The 19,132-nt window shown below is 73.4% G+C and carries 14 protein-coding genes and 1 pseudogene; 1 reads left to right on the plus strand and 14 read right to left on the minus strand.

The genetic code is table 11. The annotated features are described in order from the left end of the window. Window positions 1–99: 99 nt before the first annotated feature. The 8 genes from tmk to bldG form a co-directional block, all read right to left on the minus strand. Window positions 100–3,360 carry a dTMP kinase gene (tmk, locus tag OHT74_RS17460; RefSeq protein ID WP_328620682.1) on the minus strand — a complete coding sequence of 1,087 codons (3,261 nt, stop codon included), beginning with the start codon at window positions 3,358–3,360 and terminating at the stop codon, window positions 100–102. 187 nt (window positions 3,361–3,547) lie between these two features. Continuing rightward, the gene (gene topA, locus OHT74_RS17465; protein WP_266665260.1) at window positions 3,548–6,370 is read right to left on the minus strand and encodes a type I DNA topoisomerase; all 2,823 of its coding nucleotides are present in this window, start codon (window positions 6,368–6,370) and stop codon (window positions 3,548–3,550) included. A 313-nt stretch (window positions 6,371–6,683) separates the two neighbouring features. Then, on the minus strand, window positions 6,684–6,881 hold the full coding sequence (locus OHT74_RS17470) for a hypothetical protein (protein ID WP_266665262.1): 198 nt from the start codon (window positions 6,879–6,881) through the stop codon (window positions 6,684–6,686). A 202-nt stretch (window positions 6,882–7,083) separates the two neighbouring features. Further along, window positions 7,084–8,589 carry a class I SAM-dependent methyltransferase gene (locus OHT74_RS17475; RefSeq protein WP_266665264.1) on the minus strand — a complete coding sequence of 502 codons (1,506 nt, stop codon included), beginning with the start codon at window positions 8,587–8,589 and terminating at the stop codon, window positions 7,084–7,086. Between the two features lie 196 nt (window positions 8,590–8,785). After that, the gene (locus tag OHT74_RS17480) at window positions 8,786–9,352 is read right to left on the minus strand and encodes a small secreted protein (protein WP_266665266.1); all 567 of its coding nucleotides are present in this window, start codon (window positions 9,350–9,352) and stop codon (window positions 8,786–8,788) included. 184 nt (window positions 9,353–9,536) lie between these two features. After that, a complete protein-coding gene (locus OHT74_RS17485) occupies window positions 9,537–11,942 on the minus strand; it encodes a sodium-translocating pyrophosphatase (RefSeq protein ID WP_328620683.1) in 2,406 nt (801 codons plus the stop codon). Window positions 11,943–12,262: 320 nt separating this feature from the next. After that, window positions 12,263–12,703, minus strand: a complete 441-nt coding sequence (locus OHT74_RS17490) for an ATP-binding protein (protein WP_266665270.1) — start codon at window positions 12,701–12,703, stop codon at window positions 12,263–12,265. Window positions 12,704–12,820: 117 nt separating this feature from the next. Next, entirely contained in the window at window positions 12,821–13,162 is a 342-nt protein-coding gene (gene bldG, locus OHT74_RS17495) for an anti-sigma factor antagonist BldG (RefSeq protein WP_030152678.1), read from the minus strand. Between the two features lie 81 nt (window positions 13,163–13,243). Between bldG and OHT74_RS17500 the strand changes: the two genes are divergently transcribed. Continuing rightward, window positions 13,244–15,697 (plus strand): DEAD/DEAH box helicase, encoded by a 2,454-nt coding sequence (locus OHT74_RS17500; protein WP_266665273.1) that lies wholly within the window; start codon window positions 13,244–13,246, stop codon window positions 15,695–15,697. Between the two features lie 189 nt (window positions 15,698–15,886). Here the strand turns inward: OHT74_RS17500 and OHT74_RS17505 are convergent, their stop codons facing one another. From OHT74_RS17505 to OHT74_RS17530, 6 genes and pseudogenes are all read right to left on the minus strand, one after another. Further along, entirely contained in the window at window positions 15,887–16,252 is a 366-nt protein-coding gene (locus tag OHT74_RS17505; protein WP_328620684.1) for an Rv3654c family TadE-like protein, read from the minus strand. Further along, entirely contained in the window at window positions 16,249–16,626 is a 378-nt protein-coding gene (locus OHT74_RS17510; RefSeq protein ID WP_266665277.1) for a TadE family type IV pilus minor pilin, read from the minus strand. Before OHT74_RS17510 ends, OHT74_RS17505 begins: the two co-directional genes overlap by 4 nt. After that, window positions 16,613–16,810: a DUF4244 domain-containing protein gene (locus OHT74_RS17515; protein WP_030299318.1), complete on the minus strand. Its 198-nt coding sequence runs from the start codon at window positions 16,808–16,810 to the stop codon at window positions 16,613–16,615. Before OHT74_RS17515 ends, OHT74_RS17510 begins: the two co-directional genes overlap by 14 nt. 85 nt (window positions 16,811–16,895) lie before the next feature. Continuing rightward, window positions 16,896–17,672, minus strand: coding sequence for a type II secretion system F family protein (locus OHT74_RS17520; RefSeq protein ID WP_328620685.1), 777 nt, complete (start codon window positions 17,670–17,672; stop codon window positions 16,896–16,898). Then, window positions 17,672–18,556, minus strand: a complete 885-nt coding sequence (locus OHT74_RS17525; RefSeq protein ID WP_328620686.1) for a type II secretion system F family protein — start codon at window positions 18,554–18,556, stop codon at window positions 17,672–17,674. Before OHT74_RS17525 ends, OHT74_RS17520 begins: the two co-directional genes overlap by 1 nt. After that, a pseudogene (locus OHT74_RS17530) lies at window positions 18,553–19,131 on the minus strand (CpaF family protein); the annotation flags it as partial. The gene OHT74_RS17525 and the pseudogene OHT74_RS17530, both read right to left, overlap by 4 nt. Between the last annotated feature and the right edge of the window lies 1 nt (window position 19,132).

Genomic DNA, 19,132 nt, shown 5'->3' on the forward strand with positions numbered 1-19,132 from the left:
CGCCCACCGCCTTTCACCGGCCGTCTTCCCCTGGCCGTCCGTGCCGCTCGTCCTGCTCGTGCCCGCCCCCAGTGTGGCGTGCGCCACTGACAATCCCCGTCAGCGGCGGCGGCGCGGACCGCCCTCTTCGCCCTCGTCGTCCCGGCGCGGGCCCAGCAGCTCGTCCGCCAGGGTCGGCAGATCGTCCAGCGGGGTCTCCTCGGCCCAGGCGGACCGCGGCCGGCTCGGCCGCGCCGGCTGACTCGGCCGGCTCTGCGCGCTCGGGCCGCCGTCGTCGCCGAGGAGCGGGAGCTCGCGGGTCACGTCGTCGCCGGAGTCCCGGAAGATGCCCGGCGGCACCCGGTCGGCCGGGCTCTCCTCCGGACGCCGGGCCGTCGGCCGCGTGGCGGAGCGGGCCTGGCCCGCCGGAGCCCGACCCGCCGGCGGACTCGTACGGGACGGGCGTACGGGCGGCAGCACCGCCGTCTCGTCGGCCGGGCCGGCCGACGGGACCGCGGGCAGCACCGAGGTCTCCGCCGCCGGGTCGATCTTCGGCACGGGGACCGTCTGGGTCACGTCGTCCGGCTGCACGACCCGCTTGACCAGCGGGGTCTCCACCGTCACGGCGTCGTCGGGGAGCGGCTCCTTGGTCATCGCCACCTTGGGGGCGGGAGCCTCGGGCGCGGCCGGAGCCGGCGCAGCCGGTTCCGGAGTCGGCGCAGGGGCAGGCGCAGGAGCAGGCGCCGGAGCCGCGGCAGGGGCCGAAGCCGCCGCCGCAGCCTGGGCAGCCGCCGCGGCCGCCGAGGCCTCCGCCAGCCGGCGCGCCTCCTCGGCCCTGAGCAGGGCCTCCTCGGCACGCCGCTGCTTCTCCAGCCGCCGCTCCTCGGCCTCGGCACGCAGCCGGGCCTCTTCCTCCGCCTGCTTGCGCAGCCGCTCGCGCTCCGCCGCGCGGGCCTTCTCCTCCGCCTCTACGCGCAGCCGCTCGGCCTCGGCCCGGGCCCGGGCCTCCTCCTCGGCGCGCAGCCGCTCCTCCTCCGCCCTGCGGGCGGCCTCGGCCTCGGCCTTGATCCGGGCGGCTTCGGCCTCGGCCTTCAGCCGGGCTTCCTCCGCAGCGCGCAGCCGCTCCTCTTCCGCCTTGCGCGCCGCTTCTTGCTCGGCCCTGCGCCGGGCGTCCTCCTCGGCCATGCGCCGGGCCTCGGCCTGGGCTGCGACCTCGGCCTCCGAGAGCGGAAGCATCCGGTCCAGGCGGTGGCGTACGACGGTGCTCACGGACTCCGGGTCCTGGCCGGCGTCGACCACCAGGTAGCGCCCGGGGTCGGCCGCGGCCAGCGTCAGGAAGCCGGCCCGCACCCGCTGGTGGAACTCGGCCGGCTCCGACTCGAGCCGGTCCGGGGCCTCGGTGAACCGCTCGCGCGCCGCCTCCGGCGAGACGTCGAGCAGCACGGTCAGGTTCGGGACGAGCCCGTCGGTGGCCCAGCGCGAGATCCGGGCGATCTCGGTCGGGGACAGGTCACGCCCGGCGCCCTGGTAGGCCACCGAGGAGTCGATGTAGCGGTCGGAGATGACGACCGCACCGCGCTCCAGGGCAGGCCGGACGACGGTGTCCACGTGCTCCGCGCGGTCGGCGGCGTAAAGCAGCGCCTCGGCACGGTTCGACAGCCCGGCCGAGGAGACGTCGAGCAGGATCGAGCGGAGCCTCTTGCCGACCGGGGTGGCCCCCGGCTCGCGGGTCACGACGACCTCGTGGCCCTTGCCCCGTATCCAGTCGGCCAGCGCCTCGACCTGGGTCGACTTGCCGGCGCCGTCGCCGCCCTCCAGGGCGATGAAGAACCCGGCGTCGGACGCGGCCTGCACCGGCTCCCCGCCGCGCAGCGCCTCGCGCAGGTCGCGGCGCAGCGGTACGCCGCTGCGGTCGTCGGCCTTGGCGAGCACGACCACGCCGACGGGCAGCAGCAGGGCGCCGACCAGCATCAGGGTGAAGGCGGCCCCGCCGTGGGCGAAGACGACGTCCCCGCCGGCCAGCCGGTGCGGGCCGATCCCCGCGGCCAGGACCGGGGCGAGGACGGCGCCGGCGCCCACGGCCACCCGTACGACGGCCTGCAGGTGCTCGGTGACCCGGGCCCGGCGGAACTCCTCGGTCTCCTGGTCCAGCAGGGTGTGCCCGGTGTTGGCGGCCACGCCCGCGGCGGCGCCGGCGAGCAGCGACAGGAACAGCACGGTCGCCGTGTCCGGGACCAGCCCGGTCAGCAGCAGCGCGAGCCCGGCCACCGCGATGGCCAGGGCCAGCAGGCGGCGCCGGGAGAGCGCGGGCAGCACCTTGCCGGCCTGGGTGGCGCGGATGCCTGCGGCGGTACCGCCGAGCAGGGCCAGGACGAGCAGGGCGAAGGTGGCGGGGCCGCCGCCCAGGTCGAAGGCGTGCAGGACGGCCACGGCGGCGGCGCTGGACACGGCTCCGGCGACGGCGGCGCAGGCCAGCACGAGCAGCGGAATGGCCCCCGTACGGCCCTTCTCCGGGCGGTCCCCCGCCTTGGGGGCCCGCAGGCCCTCCAGCGGGGAGCGCGGGCGCGGGGTCTTCGCCGCGGGCAGCACCAGCGGGAGTAGCAGCGAGACGGACGCCGCGAAGAGGCCGGAGGCCACGTACGAGCCGAGGGCGGCCTGGTTCTCGGCGAACCAGTCCAGGCCGAGGCCGAGGGCCTTGCCGACGAGGGTCGCGGCGAGCAGCACGGCGGCAGCGACGGGCATTGCGGCGAAGGACGTCCGCAGGGTCAGCCGGCGCAGCGCGTCGAGGTGGTCAGGCAGCGGGCGTACGGTCGCCCCCTCCGGCGGCGGCGAGGGCAGCAGGGCGGGAGCCGCGCTGTCCTTGGCCAGGGCCCACAGCCGCTCGGCGACGCCGGAGACGAAGACGGTGGCCAGGAGCGCGGTCAGCGCGTGCGCCGGGATCCAGTCGAGCCAGAGGGGGGCGACGACGAACAGGCCGAGCCGGACCCCGTCGGCGCCGATCATCGTCCAGCGGCGGTCCAGCTTGCCGCCGGCCTCCTTGGGGGCAAGAAGCTTGGCCAGCGGACCGAGCAGTACGGCGCCGAAGAGCAGGGTGGCGAGGATCCGGACCCCGAAGACGGCGGCGACGGCGAGGGCCCAGCCCTGGTAGCCGCCGCCGAAGGTCTCCTCGGAGACCGCCGCCTGGAAGGCCAGCAGCACCAGCACCAGCAGGGCGAGGGCATCGCCGATGCCGCTCACCAGCTGGGCGCTCCACAGCCGGCGCAGCCTGGGGGTGCGCAGCAGTGCGCGCACCGCACGCTCGCGGGAATCCGCGGCGAGGGCTTCGTCGTAGGTGGGGTTCGCGGGGGCGGTCACGACCGTTGGCTGCTCGGCTCGCGTCATCCGCCCAGCCTATCCGCTGCGCTTGGCGGGTGCGGAGCCCTGTGGACAACCATCCGGTGTGACCCCGGCCCCACTGTCGCCGCCCTGGCCGGCTGTGCGGCTCACGGGGCTTCGCCCGCCGCCCCGCTGCGCGAAACGGACAGGGCCCGCGCCTTGCGCGCGGGCCCTGTCCGTTTGCAGCCGGAGGCTAGTCGTCCGACGGCGCCGGGGCGGTCGCGGCCGTCTTCTTCGTCGCCGTCTTCTTGGCTGTGGTCTTCTTCGCGACGGCCTTCTTCGCCGTCGTCGTCTTCTTCGCCGCAGCCGTCTTCGTCGCCGTGGCCTTCTTCGCCGGCGCCTTCTTGGCCGGAGCCTTCTTCGCCGTCTTCTTCGCCGGGCCCTTCGCCCGCTTCTCCGCGAGCAGCTCGTAGCCCCGCTCGGGCGTGATCGTCTCGACGTCGTCGTCCCGCCGCAGCGTCGCGTTCGTCTCGCCGTCCGTCACGTACGGCCCGAAGCGGCCGTCCTTGACCACGACCGGCTTCTCGCTGACCGGGTCCGTGCCCAGCTCCTTCAGCGGCGGCTTGGCCGCGGCCCGCCCGCGCTGCTTCGGCTGCGCGTAGATCGCGAGGGCCTCGTCCAGCGTGATCGAGAACAGCTGGTCCTCGGTCTCCAGCGACCGCGAGTCCGTGCCCTTCTTCAGGTACGGGCCGTAGCGGCCGTTCTGGGCCGTGATCTCCACGCCCTCCGCATCCGCGCCGACGACCCGCGGCAGGGACATCAGCTTGAGGGCGTCGTCCAGCGTGACCGTGTCCAGGCTCATCGACTTGAACAGCGAAGCTGTCCGCGGCTTCACCGCGTTCTTGCCCGTCTTCGGCGTGCCCTCGGGCAGGATCTCCGTCACGTACGGCCCGTAGCGGCCGTCCTTCGCGACGATCTCGTTCCCGCTGATCGGGTCCTTGCCGAGCTCGAACTCGCCGCTCGGCTTCGCGAACAGCTCTTCCGCGTAGTCGATCGTCAGCTCGTCCGGAGCCATGTCGTCCGGTACATCGGCCCGCTGGTGGCCCTCCGCGTCCTTCTCACCGCGCTCCACGTACGGCCCGTAGCGGCCGACGCGCAGCACGATGCCCTCGCCGACCGGGAAGGAGGAGATCTCCCGGGCGTCGATCGCGCCGAGGTCCGTGACCAGCTCCTTCAGGCCGCCGAGGTGGTCGCCGTCGGCCGGTACGACCTCCGACGCGTCCTCGGAGCCGAAGTAGAACCGCTTCAGCCACGGCACGGACTGGGCCTCGCCCCGCGCGATGCGGTCGAGGTCGTCCTCCATCTTGGCCGTGAAGTCGTAGTCGACGAGCCGGCCGAAGTGCGTCTCCAGCAGGTTCACCACGGCGAACGACAGGAAGGACGGCACGAGCGCCGTGCCCTTCTTGAAGACGTACCCGCGGTCCAGGATCGTGCCGATGATCGACGCGTACGTCGACGGGCGGCCGATCTCCCGCTCCTCGAGCTCCTTGACGAGCGAGGCCTCGGTGTAGCGGGCCGGCGGCTTGGTCGAGTGGCCGTCCGCCGTGATCTCCTCGGCCGACAGCGCGTCGCCCTCCGCGACCTGCGGAAGCCGCTTCTCGCGGTCGTCGAGCTCGGCGTTCGGGTCGTCCGCGCCCTCGACGTACGCCTTCATGAACCCGTGGAAGGTGATCGTCTTGCCGGACGCGCTGAATTCCGCGTCACGGCCGTCCGAAGCCCGTCCGCCGATCTTCACGGTGACGGAGTTGCCGACCGCGTCCTTCATCTGGGAGGCGACGGTCCGCTTCCAGATCAGCTCGTACAGGCGGAACTGGTCGCCGGTCAGGCCCGTCTCGGCCGGGGTGCGGAAACGATCACCCGAAGGGCGAATCGCCTCGTGCGCCTCCTGCGCGTTCTTGACCTTGCCGGCGTAGACGCGCGGCTTCTCCGGCAGGTAGTCGGCCCCGTAGAGCTGCGTGACCTGCGCCCGCGCCGCCGACACCGCGGTGTCGGAGAGCGTGGTGGAGTCCGTACGCATGTAGGTGATGAAGCCGTTCTCGTACAGCTTCTGCGCCACCTGCATCGTCGCCTTCGCACCGAAGCCGAGCTTGCGCGAGGCTTCCTGCTGCAGCGTCGTCGTACGGAACGGGGCGTACGGGGAGCGGCGGTACGGCTTGGACTCGACCGAGCGGACGGCGAACGAGGTGTCCGCCAGCGCGGCGGCCAGCGCCCGGGCATTGGCCTCGTCGAGGTGCAGGACCTCGCTCTTGAGCTGCCCGTTCGAGCCGAAGTCGCGGCCCTGCGCGACGCGCTTGCCGTCCACCGTGTTCAGGCGGGCGACCAGGGTCGACGGGTCGGAGGCGTCACCGGCGCGGCCGGTGGAGAAGGTCCCGGTCAGGTCCCAGTACTCGGCGGAGCGGAAGGCGATGCGCTCGCGCTCCCGCTCGACGACGAGACGGGTGGCCACCGACTGCACGCGGCCCGCCGACAGCTTCGGCATGACCTTCTTCCACAGGACCGGCGAGACCTCGTAGCCGTAGAGGCGGTCGAGGATGCGGCGGGTCTCCTGGGCGTCGACCATGCGCTGGTTCAGCTCGCGCGGGTTCGCGACGGCGTCGCGGATCGCGTCCTTGGTGATCTCGTGGAAGACCATCCGGTGGACGGGGACCTTGGGCTTGAGGACTTCCTGCAGGTGCCACGCGATGGCTTCGCCCTCGCGGTCCTCATCGGTGGCGAGGAAGAGTTCGTCGGACTCGGCCAGCAGCTCCTTGAGCTTCCTGACCTGGGCCTTCTTGTCCGCGTTGACGACGTAGATCGGCGCGAAGTCGTGTTCGACGTCGACGCCGAGACGGCGGACCTCACCGGTGTACTTGTCGGGAACCTCGGCCGCGCCGCTCGGGAGGTCGCGGATGTGCCCGACGCTCGCCTCGACGACGTATCCGGGGCCGAGGTAGCCCTTGATCGTCTTCGCCTTGGCTGGGGACTCGACGATGACGAGTCGGCGGCCGCCCTTTGCGGTCTCGCTAGTCGGGGACAACTTGGCTCTTCTCTCCGGTCGGCACTCGGTCGCGGTACGGCGACGCTGCGGAGTGTGACGGTACAACCCGCCCCCGTGTCAAACGGCAGAAGCCCGCAACGGCCACTCGAACGGTAACCCGACAAGTGCCATTTCTGCCGCCCGGATACCGCGCCGGACCCGTCGCGATCACCGGGCCGAGTGGCCGGGGGGCCGTCTGGCCCCGCCCTCGCACCCCGTCTGACGTCCTGTTTCCGACGAGGATCCGGGCCGGTCGGCGCGTCGGCGATCAGCCGGTCATCAGCCTGTGATCAGCCGGTCACCAGGCCCGCGATCAGAGCCGCGCGAGACACCACACGCCCAGCACCAGGGACACCCCGGAGGCGAGCAGCGCCACCGGTACGGCGACGGTGGGGCGCACACCATCAGCCACCGGCACGCGGCGCAGGGCGCGCGCCCCCGTCCAGCCCAGCAGAGCCGCCCCGAACAGCAGGAACACGGTCGCCGCGAAAATCGCCGGACCGCTCTCCATGCCGTTCCCCCCTTACCCTCGGGCCACTCTCGGGGTCCCGGACGGATCCCCCGGAATCCGCCGGCCGACCCCTGGCCGTCTCCCTGCGCGGGAGCCTGCCAGCCGAGGGGGAGCGGCAGGCGAACCCCGGGTTACATCACAGATTCGGCCACGGCCGGGCCGCCGCCGACGGGGCCGCGGCCGCGCCGCCGGCAGGGCCCGGTCAGCTGTCCGCCGGCACCAGGAATCCCTGCTCGACCAGCATCCGGATGGACCCCGGAGTCCGGTCCCGCAGGACGACGGGATCCTCCTGCACCAGATGTGCGATCGCGTCCAGGATCCGGCCCGCCGTGAGTGAGCCGTCGCACACTCCCGCGAAGCCCGCCCCGACCGTGTCGACCTTGGTCGCACGCCGCATCCCGCGGTTCTGCCGCAGCACCACGTGCTCCGGGTCCTCCGCGCCGGGCGCGCCGACTTGCTCCTGGACGATCTCCTCCGCCAAGACGAAGCGGGCCTCCAGCAAGGCCGCGTCGTCGTGGTCCCGCAGGTAGTCCTGCCGGGCGAAGTGGGCCACCACGGCGTCGCCGAGCGGCTGCTCCACCGAGTGCGGCCACTCCTCGACCACGATCGACGGCTCCGCCGCGTCGCTGCGGCGCAGCGTGATCCAGCCGAAGCCGACGGCCTTGGTCTTGCGGGCCTCGAACTCGTCCAGCCAGTCCTCGTAACGGCGCTCGTACTCGGCGGGGTCGCTACGGTGGTCGCCCGCGTCGCGCAGCCACAGCTCCGCGTACTGCGTGACGTCCTGCACGTCACGCTGCACGATCCACGCGTCACAGCCGCGCGGCACCCAGGCGCGGACCCGGTCGTGCCAGTCCTCGCCCTCCACGTGCTGCCAGTTGCCGAGGAACTGCGCGTACCCGCCCGGGTTGAGGTGCGCCCCGGCCTCCTGGACGAGGGTCCGGCACAGGTCGTCGCCGCCCATCCCGCCGTCGCGGTACGTCAGCCGGGCACCGGGAGAGATCACGAACGGCGGATTCGAGACGATCAGGTCGTACGTGGCCTCGCCGACCGGGGCGAACAGCGACCCGAGGAGCAGCTCGGCCTCCTGGGCGCCGGACAGCGCCAGGGTCAGCCGGGTGAACTCCAGGGCCCGGGGGTTGACGTCGGTGGCGGTGACCCGGGTGGCGTGCTGGGCGGCGTGCAGCGCCTGGATGCCCGATCCGGTGCCGAGGTCGAGGGCGGTGGCGACCGGAGTGCGGACGGTGATCCCGGCGAGGGTGGTGGAGGCCCCGCCGACGCCGAGGACCACACCCTCCTCGCGGCTGCCGATCCCGCCGGCCCCGCCGACGGCGCAGCCGAGGTCGGAGACGATGAACCAGTCCTCGCCGTCGGGGCCGCCGTACGGGCGCACGTCGACGGTGGCGTGCACCTCGTCGCCCTCCCGGCGCAGCCACCCGTCGGCCAGCGCCGCTTCGACGGGCAGCGCCTCGGCGGCGTGGACGTACGGCTCCGGCTGCTGGAGCAGGAACAGCCGGACCAGGCTCGCGAGCGGGCCGTCGCCGCTGCCGCGGGTGGCGCGCAGGGCAGGGACCGTCTCGCTGCGGGCCAGCGCGGCGTAGGCGGGGGCGCCGAGCAGGTCGAGCAGGCCGTCGGCGGTGAAACCGGCGGCGAGCAGGGCCGTGCGGAGCTCGGCGGCGCGGTCGGGCGAGGGAAGGCTGGTGGTACTCACCTGTCCATTGTGTCGGCTGGCGCCGCAGATGCGTGCCCCGCGCGGCCGGTTGCCCCGCCGCTGCCTGCCCGCGCGGCCGGTGGCCCGGCACGGAGCAGGGCGGCCGGATTCCTCGAACCCGGCCGCCCTGGTCTGCGTACTGCCGCCCTGGCCTGCGTACCGTTGCGTCCGTCGGCAACGGCGGCCGCCCGCTACCTCACTTCGCCGACGGCGACGGCGCCGCGACCTGGCAGCCCTTCTGGCTGTTCATCGCCTTGTCCAGACCGCCGGACTTGAGCGTGTTGAGCGCGTCCTTGCCGCCCTTGCTGGCCGCCTCGAGTCCGCCGGCCACCTCCTTGAGGCCCGCCGCGAACTTGGTCTTGTCCTGCGGGTCCAGGCCGTCCATCTTCGTCTTCAGGTCGGCGTAGCCCTTGGACGTCTCCTCGAAGCTCTTGATCGCCGCGGCCTGCGTCGTCTGGCCGTCCTCGACCGGCGGAACTCCCGCCCCCTGCAAGGCGGCCCCCATCGCCTTGTACGACTCGGACATCGTCCCGAACGCCGCCGAGTCGGTCGTCTTCACCTCGTCTGGCTGGCTGCTCTGGGTGGCCACGCGCTTGATGTCGGTGCTGGCGGTCTCGATCTTCTTCAGCTCGGGCTGCCACTTGTCGCAGACCTTCTTGGCCCAGGCGCCGGCCTTGTCGTCCGTCTCATCGCCGCCGCATCCGGACAGCACCAGCATCAGTACCGCACCGCCCGACACCGCGGCCGCAAACTTCTTGTTCACCGGATTGGTCCCTTCGAAGGCTCTCGGCCCGGAAGATACACGCCCGCCATCCGGGCACACAGAAAGGCGGACAGACGGCGCGTCAGTCCGCGCCGCCTGTCCGCCGTTCGGGCGTACCTTCGAGTCCTCGGGCCGGTCGGCCCTCCGGTTGCTCCGAGGGTCGCCCCTCGAATCACCCGTCGGGTCAGGAGACCACCGCGGGATCGGCCTGCTGGGCCACCCGCTCCGCGGGCTCCGGTCCGTCGCCCTCGTCACCGACGGCGATGCCGCGGCGCTTGGAGATGTACACCGCGCCGATGATGACGGCGATGGCGATGACCGCGACGATCGCACGCACGGTCGCGCTCGTGTCGGGGCCGTAGCTGAACTGCACGACCGCCGGGGCGATCAGCAGCGCCACCAGGTTCATGACCTTGAGCAGCGGGTTGATCGCGGGACCGGCGGTGTCCTTGAACGGGTCGCCGACGGTGTCGCCGATGACGGTTGCGGCGTGGGCCTCGCTGCCCTTGCCGCCGTGGTGGCCGTCCTCGACGAGCTTCTTGGCGTTGTCCCACGCGCCACCGGAGTTGGCGAGGAAGACGGCCATCAGGGTGCCGGTGCCGATGGCGCCCGCGAGGAACGAGCCGAGCGCGCCGACGCCGAGCGAGAACCCGACGGCGATCGGGGTGAGGACGGCGAGCAGGCCGGGCGTGGCGAGCTCGCGCAGCGCGTCCTTGGTGCAGATGTCCACGACGCGCCCGTACTCGGGCTTCTCGGTGTAGTCCATGATCCCGGGGTGCTCGCGGAACTGGCGGCGCACCTCGTAGACGACGGCGCCCGCGGAGCGGGAGACGGCGTTGATGGCGAGGCCGGAGAACAGGAACACGACCGCCGCGCCCAGGATCAGGCCGACCAGGTTGTTGGGCTGGGCGATGTCCAGGCTGAGGTTCATCTCCCCGGCCTTGGCGCCGACCTGCTTGACCGCGCCCGCGATGGCGTCGTTGTACGAGCCGAACAGCGCGGCCGCGGCGAGCACGGCGGTGGCGATCGCGATGCCCTTGGTGATGGCCTTGGTGGTGTTGCCGACGGCGTCCAGGTCGGTCAGGACCTGTGCACCGGCGCCCTCGACGTCGCCGGACATCTCGGCGATGCCCTGAGCGTTGTCGGAGACGGGCCCGAAGGTGTCCATGGCGACGATGACGCCGACGGTGGTGAGCAGGCCGGTGCCGGCCAGGGCCACCGCGAAGAGCGCCAGCATGATCGACGTACCGCCGAGCAGGAACGCCCCGTACACGCCGAGGCCGATGAGCAGCGCCGTGTAGACGGCGGACTCCAGGCCGACGGAGATGCCGGCGAGGACGACGGTGGCCGCGCCGGTCAGGGAGGACTTGCCGATGTCCCGGACGGGACGGCGGGTGGTCTCGGTGAAGTAGCCGGTCAGCTGCTGGATCAGGGCCGCGAGCACGATGCCGATGGCGACGGCGACGAGGGCCAGGATGCGCGGGTCACCGGAGTGGTTGGTGATCGCCGGGTTCTCGACGCCGACCAGGTCCTCGTAGGTGGCCGGCAGGTAGGCGTAGACGGCGACCGCGACCAGCGCGAGGGAGATCACGGCCGAGATGAAGAAGCCGCGGTTGATGGCGGTCATGCCGCTGCGGTCGGAGCGGCGCGGGGAGACCGCGAAGATGCCGATCATGGCGGTGATGACGCCGATGGCGGGGACGATCAGCGGGAAGGCCAGGCCCAGGTCGCCGAAGGCGGCCTTGCCGAGGATGAGCGCGGCCACGAGGGTGACGGCGTACGACTCGAAGAGGTCGGCCGCCATACCGGCGCAGTCGCCGACGTTGTCGCCCACATTGTCGGCGATGGTCGCGGCATTGCGCGGGTCGTCCTCCGGAATGCCCTGCTCGACCTTGCCGACCAGGTCGGCGCCGACGTCGGCGGCCTTGGTGAAGATGCCGCCGCCGACGCGCATGAACATCGCGATCAGGGCGGCGCCGAGGCCGAAGCCCTCCAGGACCTTGGGTGCGTCGGCGGCGTAGACCAGGACGACGCAGGAGGCGCCGAAGAGGCCGAGGCCGACGGTGAACATGCCGACGACGCCGCCGGTGCGGAAGGCGATCCGCATGGCCTTGTGGGCGACGTCGGTGAGGTCCTTGGCGGGCTCGCCCTCGGCGGGGGTGGCCTCGCGTGCGGCGGCGGCGACGCGGACGTTGGCGCGGACCGCGAGCCGCATGCCGATGTAGCCGGTGGCCGCCGAGAAGATGGCGCCCACGAGGAAGAAGGCGGACCGTCCCGCCCGCTGGGTCCAGTCGTCGGCGGGCAGCAGGAAGAGCAGGAAGAACACGACGACCGCGAAGATCGCGAGGGTGCGCAGCTGCCGGCCGAGGTAGGCGTTGGCGCCTTCCTGGACCGCTGCGGCGATTTTCTTCATGCTGTCGGTGCCCTCGTCCGCGGCGAGGACCTGGCGGACCAGGATCTGCGCGACGACGAGTGCGGCAAGTGCCACGGCCGCGATCACCATCACGATGAGCCGATTGTCATCGGTGAGTACTGCGGCTGCCAGATCAGAGTTTCCGACCGGCGCGTTGGGGGTGAAGAGCCCCGTCATTCGTCCTCCTTGACGTGATGAGCTCAAGATGTGGACGGATTGTAGGGAGCTCTCACCGATCAAAACAGTGCGCGGGAAACGGAATTGGCCTGCTCTTGCTCCTCAGCAATAGATCGCGTCACTCCATTACCCCCCGAAAGAGGTAATGGGGCAAAGGCATTGACGCCCGGTCATCGATCTAGGAAATGCCATGGGGGTATGAAAAAAGGCCCTGCTCAGCAGGGCCTTCATTAAGATCGGAAGAATCTCCGCACCGGATGCGGGCCACGGGGCCGCAGGGCTACGGGGCCGCAGGGCTACGGGACCGCCGTGGGACCGGGCTACGGAAGATCGGACGTGGCGGACACCGGCCAGCTCATCCGGATGGTCCCGCCCGATTCCCCGCTCGTCACCTCGACGTCGTCGACGAGCCCGCTGATGACCGCGAGACCCATCTCGTCCTCGGTTTCGGTGTCCGGGTCCAGGGCGGCGTCGAGGCCGGGCACGGCGCCCGTAGGGCCACCGGCCGGTCCGGGCACCTTGTCACCGACCTCGATGGAGAACAGCTTCTCCTCCTCGGTCAGGACCACCCGGACGGGCGCGGTCAGCCCGTTGCTGAGATGCAGACCGACGGCGCGCGAGCAGGCCTCGCCCACGGCGAGGCGGACCTCGTCGAGCACGGCTTCGTCCACGCCGGCCCGCCGTGCCACGGCGGCCGCGACCAGGCGGGCCGTCCGGACGTGTTCGGGCTGGGCGCTGAAGCGCAGTTCAACGATGGCCATGCGCGTCCCCCTCGGACTACGGGCGTGCCTTACAGGGGCCCGGACCGCTTCGGCCCGCGCCCCCGCTCCTCTTCGGCTCCCTCCGCGGCGCCCTGCGGCGCCGCGGACGGTGAGCCGTCAGTCGGTGGCGGCGACGGCGTCTTCCACCGTCGTGTGGATCGGGAACACCTTGGTCAGACCGGTGATGCGGAAGATCTTCAGGATGCGCTCCTGGTTGCACACCAGCCGCAGCGAGCCCTCGTGCGCACGGACGCGCTTGAGACCTCCCACGAGCACACCAAGCCCGGTGGAGTCGAGGAAGTCCACTCGCTCCATGTCGACAACCAGGTGGTAGCTGCCGTCGTTCACCAACTCGACCAACTGCTCGCGCAGCTTGGGCGCGGTATACACATCAATCTCGCCACCGACCTCCACGACCGTGCGGTCGCCGACAGTGCGAGTCGACAGGGACAGGTCCACGGATCCTCCAGCACCTTGCTATCGAGCGGCGCCCCCCAGGGGCCTCCCCACCCGTAGGCAGGGGAGGGATTGGCTGCCGCGATGGCATTCAATCACTTACCGGCAGGCGCGCACGACGCCTTCGGACCATTGTCCCGCACGCCGGTGACACACTCGCTTCCAATGGCCAATACTCACCGTCCCGGTCGGCCCACGGCACCCGAGGACCCACGACCCACCCCCGGCACGGTTCTGGACCGCCTCTCACGGGGGCCTTCTCGAGCTGCGCGCATCACCCATACGGAGCACTTGCCCCCTCGGGCGGGTCGTCATGCAGTCTGGCCCGACCGCATCCGAACGGATGTCGTAGCCGCAATTCAGGCCGCCGGGATCGACCATCCGTGGGAACACCAGGCCGCGGCGGCCGAGCACGCCCTGGACGGCGAGTCGGTGGTCGTCGCCACCGGAACCGCCTCGGGCAAGTCGCTGGCCTACCTCGCGCCGGTGCTCTCCGCCCTCGCGGACGGCGCGGAAGCCCCGAACGGGCGGGGTGCAACCGCCCTCTACCTGGCGCCGACCAAGGCTCTGGCAGCCGACCAGCGGCGCGCCGTACGATCGCTGGCCGCGCCCCTGGGCAACGCCGTCCGGCCCGCGGTCTACGACGGCGACACGCCGGTCGAGGAACGCGAATGGGTGCGCCAGTACGCGAACTACGTCCTCACCAACCCCGACATGCTCCACCGGGGGATCCTGCCCGCCCATCCCCGCTGGTCCTCCTTCCTGCGCTCCCTGCGCTACGTGGTCATCGACGAGTGCCACACCTACCGGGGCGTATTCGGCTCCCACGTCGCCCAGGTGCTGCGCCGGCTGCGGCGGCTGTGCGCCCGCTACGGCGCCGATCCGGTCTTCCTGCTGGCCTCCGCCACCGCGAGCGACCCGGCGGCCGCGGCGTCCCGGCTGACCGGCGTCCCGGTCACCGAGGTCACCGACGACGCCTCCCCGCGCGGCGAGGTCGTCTTCGCCCTGTGGGAGCCGCCGCTGACCGATCTGCGGGGCGAGAAGGGCGCCCCGGTACGCCGCACCGCCACGGCCGAGACCGCCGACCTGCTGACCGACCTGGTCGTCCAGGGGGTCCGTACGGTCGCCTTCGTCCGCTCCCGGCGCGGCGCGGAGCTGATCTCGGTGATCGCCCAGGAGCGGCTCGCCGAGGTGGACCGGTCCCTGCCCCGGCGTGTCGCGGCCTACCGGGGCGGCTACCTGCCCGAGGAGCGCCGGGCCCTGGAGCGGGCCCTGCACTCCGGCGAGCTGCTCGGCCTGGCCGCCACCACGGCCCTGGAGCTGGGCGTGGACGTCTCGGGCCTGGACGCCGTCCTGATCACCGGGTACCCGGGCACCCGGGCCTCCCTGTGGCAGCAGGCGGGCCGCGCGGGGCGCTCCGGCCAGGGCGCCCTGGCCGTGCTGATCGCCCGGGACGACCCCCTGGACACGTATCTGGTCCACCATCCGGAGGCCCTGTTCCGCCAACCGGTGGAGGCCACCGTCCTCGACCCGGACAACCCGTACGTCCTGGCCCCGCACCTGTGCGCTGCCGCCGCCGAGCTCCCGCTGACGGAGGCGGACCTCGCCCTGTTCGGCCCGGCGGCCCGGGAGCTGATCCCGCAGCTGGAGGCGGCGAAGCTGCTGCGCCGGCGGGCCACGGCCTGGCACTGGACCCGCCGGGAGCGGGCCTCGGACCTGACCGACATCCGGGGCGGGGGCGGCCGCCCGGTGCAGATCGTCGAGGCGGCCACCGGGCGCCTGCTGGGCACGGTCGACGAGTCCGCGGCCCACACCGCCGTCCACGACGGAGCCGTCCACCTCCACCAGGGCCGCACCTATCTGGTGAAGCACCTGGACCTGGAGGATTCGGTCGCGCTGGTCGAGGAGTCCAGCCCGCCCTTCTCGACCACCGCCCGCGACACCACCTCCATCTCCGTCCTGGAGACCGAGACCGAGATCCCCTGGGGCCCGGCCCGGCTCTGCTTCGGCTCGGTCGAGGTGACCAACCAGGTGGTCTCGTACCTGCGCCGCAAACTGATCACCGGCGAGGTGCTCGGCGAGGCCAAGCTGGACCTGCCGCCCCGCACCCTGCGCACCCGGGCCGTGTGGTGGACCGTGACCGAGGACCAGCTCGACGAGGCCCGGATCAACCCGGAGATCCTCGGCGGCGCCCTGCACGCCGCCGAGCACGCCTCCATCGGCCTGCTGCCGCTGTTCGCCACCTGCGACCGCTGGGACATCGGCGGGGTCTCCGTCCCGCTGCATCCCGACACCCTCCTCCCGACCGTGTTCGTCTACGACGGCCACCCCGGCGGCGCCGGCTTCGCGGAGCGCGCCTTCCACACGGCCCGCGCCTGGCTGACGGCGACCCGCGATGCGATCGCGGCCTGCGAATGCGAGGCGGGCTGCCCCTCCTGCATCCAGTCCCCCAAGTGCGGCAACGGCAACGACCCCCTCCACAAACGCGGCGCGATCCGCCTGCTCACCCGCCTCCTCGCGCAGGCCCCACCGCCCTGAGCCTCCGGCGTACAGACCCGGGAAGGCCCGCCCGGGCTCGTACGGGGCCGGTCCCCAGCTTCCTGAGCCCCCGGCGGTACAGACCCGGTACGGCCTGCCCGGACTCGTACGGGGCCGGTCCTCAGCTTCCTGAGCCCCCGGCGGTACAGGCCCGGGAAGGCCCGCCCGGACTCGTACGGGGGCCGATCCTCAGCCGGCGGCCGGCAGGGGCGGTCCCGCCCCGGCCGGCAGGGGCGGTCCCGCCCGGGCGCTGATCGTCGGGGCGAACGGGCCCGTCGCAGGGCGGGCCGCCACCTCGGCCACCTCGCCCTGGACGGTGCAGGCGGTCACGGCCGCGCTCTGGGCCCCGGCGACCCTGCGGGCCGCGGCGCAGGCGGCCTCCGGGCCGTGGGGCCAGGTCGCCGCGGCCGCGAGGGCCGCCAGATCGGCGGCCGCCGCCGCGCGGTGCCGGGCGACGACGGCCTGGCCGAGCAGCAGCACACCGCCGAACACCGCCCCCAGCACCGTGGCCACCAGCGCCGCCCACACCGTCGCGGAACCCCGGTCCCGGCTCATGGCGGCGGCCCCACGCTGTCCTCGGCCAGCGCCACCGCCTGCGCCCCGAGCCGCACCGGCAGCCCGCCCGGGCCCGGCGCCGGCGCCGCCACCCGGACGCGCCACAGGTCTCCCTCGCGCTCCACCCCGACCTCCGCCCCCGGCGGTGCGGCCGCCCGGGCCGCCGCCACCGCCACGCCCGGCGGCTCCGACCGGGCCGCCGCCCGGGCCCCGGCCCGGGCCGCGTCCACACACCGGATCTGCGCGGCCGCTGCCATCAGCGCCCACACCAGCAGGGCCGCGAACAGCACCAGCGCGGGGATCACCAGGGCGGCCTCCGCCGTCACATATCCCCGGTCGCCCGGTCGCCGGCGCTTTTCCTCAGAAGGGCACATCGAGTGCCTTTCCGATGGTCGACTGAAGTGCCGTGGAGACCACCTCGCTCGTCACCACCTTGTACAGAACGGCCGCGAATGCACACGCCGCGATCGTGCCCATGGCGTATTCGGAAGTGGACATCCCCGCGTCGTTCGCCCGACCGCTCAGCGCGGACCGCAGGCGCAACCAGATGATCCTCATGACGACCTCCCGTTGATTTCGTTCTCGACGTGATCTCAGTTGTGATTTCAGGCCCGGAGTTGAGGTCCGAGTTCATGCAGTGACTTCAGGTGCCCCTGAGGAGACCGGAGGCCATTCCGATCACCACCGGGGCCACTCCGACCGCGAGAAACGCGGGGAGGAAACACAGCCCCACCGGAGCGGTGACGAGCACCGCCGCCCGCTGGGCACGGGCTCCGGCCTGCCGGGCCCGGTCCTCCCGGAGGGCCGTCGCAAGGCGGGAGACCGGCTCCGCGGCCGGAGCCCCCGTCCGGGCGGCCCGCTCCAGGCATTCCGCGAGCGCCCGGGCACCCGGTATCTCCGCCAACCTCCCCCACGCATCCCCCGGTTCGCCGCCGAGCCGCAGCTCCGCCCCGGCCAGCGCCAGCCGCTCGCCCACCGGGCCGCCCAGCGACTCGCCCACCACCTCCGCGGCCTCCACCGGCGCCGCACCGGCCGCCAGGCAGGCGGCCAACAGATCGGCTGCGAACGGCAGCTGGCGCTCCACCTCCTGCGGATCCACCCCGGCCGGCGGCCGCGCCCGCCGCAGCCAGCGCCACACCCCGATCGCCACACCGCAGCCGGCCAGCACCCCCGGCAGCCCGCCGACCAGCACCCAGGCCGCCAGCAGCGCCCCGGCCGGGCCGGCCCATGCGGCCACCGCCGCCCGTATCGCGGACCCGAACACCGGTGCCCGCCGCCCCGGTTCCGCCGACAGCAGCGCGGCGATCCTGCGCCGGGCCGCCCGCGCCCGGAGCTGCGCCGCCACCGCCGAAGCCGTGCACAGCACCGCCGCCGCGACGCACAACGCCATCCCCAGCCTGTGGATCGCGAAGCCCCCCATCACCGCTCCCCCGCCCGTACGATCCGTCGGCACCACAGCAGCCCCAGCGCCTCCAGCACCCCGCCCGCCAGCAGGCAGCCCCACCCGACCGGGGTGTGCAGCAGCACGCGGAGCGGATCCGCCCCGAGCCCGGTGCCGATCAGCAGGCCGACCAGCGGCAGCAGGGCGAGCACCGCCGTCGTCGATCGGGCCCCCGCCAGCTGGGCCCGCAGCGACTCCTGCCGGTCCCGCTCGGCCCGCAACGCCCCCTCCAGCCGGTCCAGTCCGGCGGCGAGCCCCGCACCTCCGTCCACCGAGATCCGCCAGCAGGCGGCCATCCCGGCCAGCCCTTCCGCGCCGGGCTCCCGTGACGCCTGCCGCAACGCCGCCGGAACATCCCCGCCGAACGCCGCGGCGGCCAGCACCCCCGCCTCGGCGGCGCCCGGCCCACCGGGGCCCGCGACCGTCCGCCGCATCGCCGCCGTCAGCGCCTGCCCGGGCTGGGCGCCCGACCGGAGCTCGCCCACCGCGGCCCCGCACAGCGCGATCACCTCGGCGGCCCGTGCACCGCGCTCCCGCTCCCGCTGCCGGACCCGCAGCCACCGCCGCACCAGCGGCACCGCGGCCGCACCCAGCACCAGCGGGATCGCCGACCCGCCCAGCAGCGCGACCACGAGCCCGGCCCCGAGGCAGGACCACTCCCGCCACCGTGCGGCCCGTACCCGTACGGCGATCACCAGCCGCTCGCGGCGCAGCTGGCCTTGGGGCACCACGGGCCCGACCCCGGCCAGCACCACCCGGGCCCGCCGGGACACCCGGTCTCCCCCGGCCAGGGCCCAGGCGGCCGTCCCGGCGCACAGCACCCCGGCGAACAGCGGCACCGGCACCGCGGCCGCGCCGTTCACCGCGCACCCCGCAGCAGCGGACGCAGCCGCTCCCAGCCCCGCTCCCGCGCGAACCCCCTCGCGGACCAGCGCAGCGCCGGTACGGTGACCACCAGCCCGGCGGCATCCCGCTCCAGCACATGCACCTCGGCCACCCGGCGCCGCCCGGCCCGGTCCCGGACCAGATGGACCACCAAGGTCAGCGCGGCCGCCAACTGGCTGTGCAGGGCAGCCCGGTCGAGCCCGGCCGCCGTCCCCAGCGCCTCCAGCCGGGCCGGCACATGCGCGGCGGCATTCGCATGGACCGTGCCACAACCCCCTTCGTGGCCCGTGTTCAAAGCCGCCAGGAGATCGGCCACTTCGGCGCCCCGGACCTCGCCGACGACAAGCCGGTCCGGCCTCATCCGCAGCGCCTGCCGGACCAGATCCGCCAGGGTGACCAGGCCCGCCCCCTCCTGGTTGGCCGGTCGGCTCTCCAGGCGCACCACATGCGGATGGTCGGGCCGCAGCTCGGCCGAATCCTCCGCGAGGACGATCCGCTCGCCGGGGCCGACCAGCCCCAACAGGGCACTGAGCAGGGTGGTCTTCCCGAACCCC

The sequence above is a fragment of the Streptomyces sp. NBC_00354 genome, assembly GCF_036106915.1.
Lineage (GTDB): Bacteria > Actinomycetota > Actinomycetes > Streptomycetales > Streptomycetaceae > Streptomyces.

Coding starts and splice junctions, on each gene's coding strand:
- tmk (WP_328620682.1), bottom strand. CDS start 3,360: ATGACGCGAGCCGAGCAGCCAACGGTCGTGACCGCCCCCGCGAACCCC.
- OHT74_RS17470 (WP_266665262.1), bottom strand. CDS start 6,881: ATGGAGAGCGGTCCGGCGATTTTCGCGGCGACCGTGTTCCTGCTGTTC.
- OHT74_RS17485 (WP_328620683.1), bottom strand. CDS start 11,942: ATGACGGGGCTCTTCACCCCCAACGCGCCGGTCGGAAACTCTGATCTG.
- OHT74_RS17490 (WP_266665270.1), bottom strand. CDS start 12,703: ATGGCCATCGTTGAACTGCGCTTCAGCGCCCAGCCCGAACACGTCCGG.
- OHT74_RS17500 (WP_266665273.1), top strand. CDS start 13,244: ATGGCATTCAATCACTTACCGGCAGGCGCGCACGACGCCTTCGGACCA.
- OHT74_RS17505 (WP_328620684.1), bottom strand. CDS start 16,252: ATGAGCCGGGACCGGGGTTCCGCGACGGTGTGGGCGGCGCTGGTGGCC.
- OHT74_RS17510 (WP_266665277.1), bottom strand. CDS start 16,626: ATGTGCCCTTCTGAGGAAAAGCGCCGGCGACCGGGCGACCGGGGATAT.
- OHT74_RS17515 (WP_030299318.1), bottom strand. CDS start 16,810: ATGAGGATCATCTGGTTGCGCCTGCGGTCCGCGCTGAGCGGTCGGGCG.
- OHT74_RS17520 (WP_328620685.1), bottom strand. CDS start 17,672: ATGGGGGGCTTCGCGATCCACAGGCTGGGGATGGCGTTGTGCGTCGCG.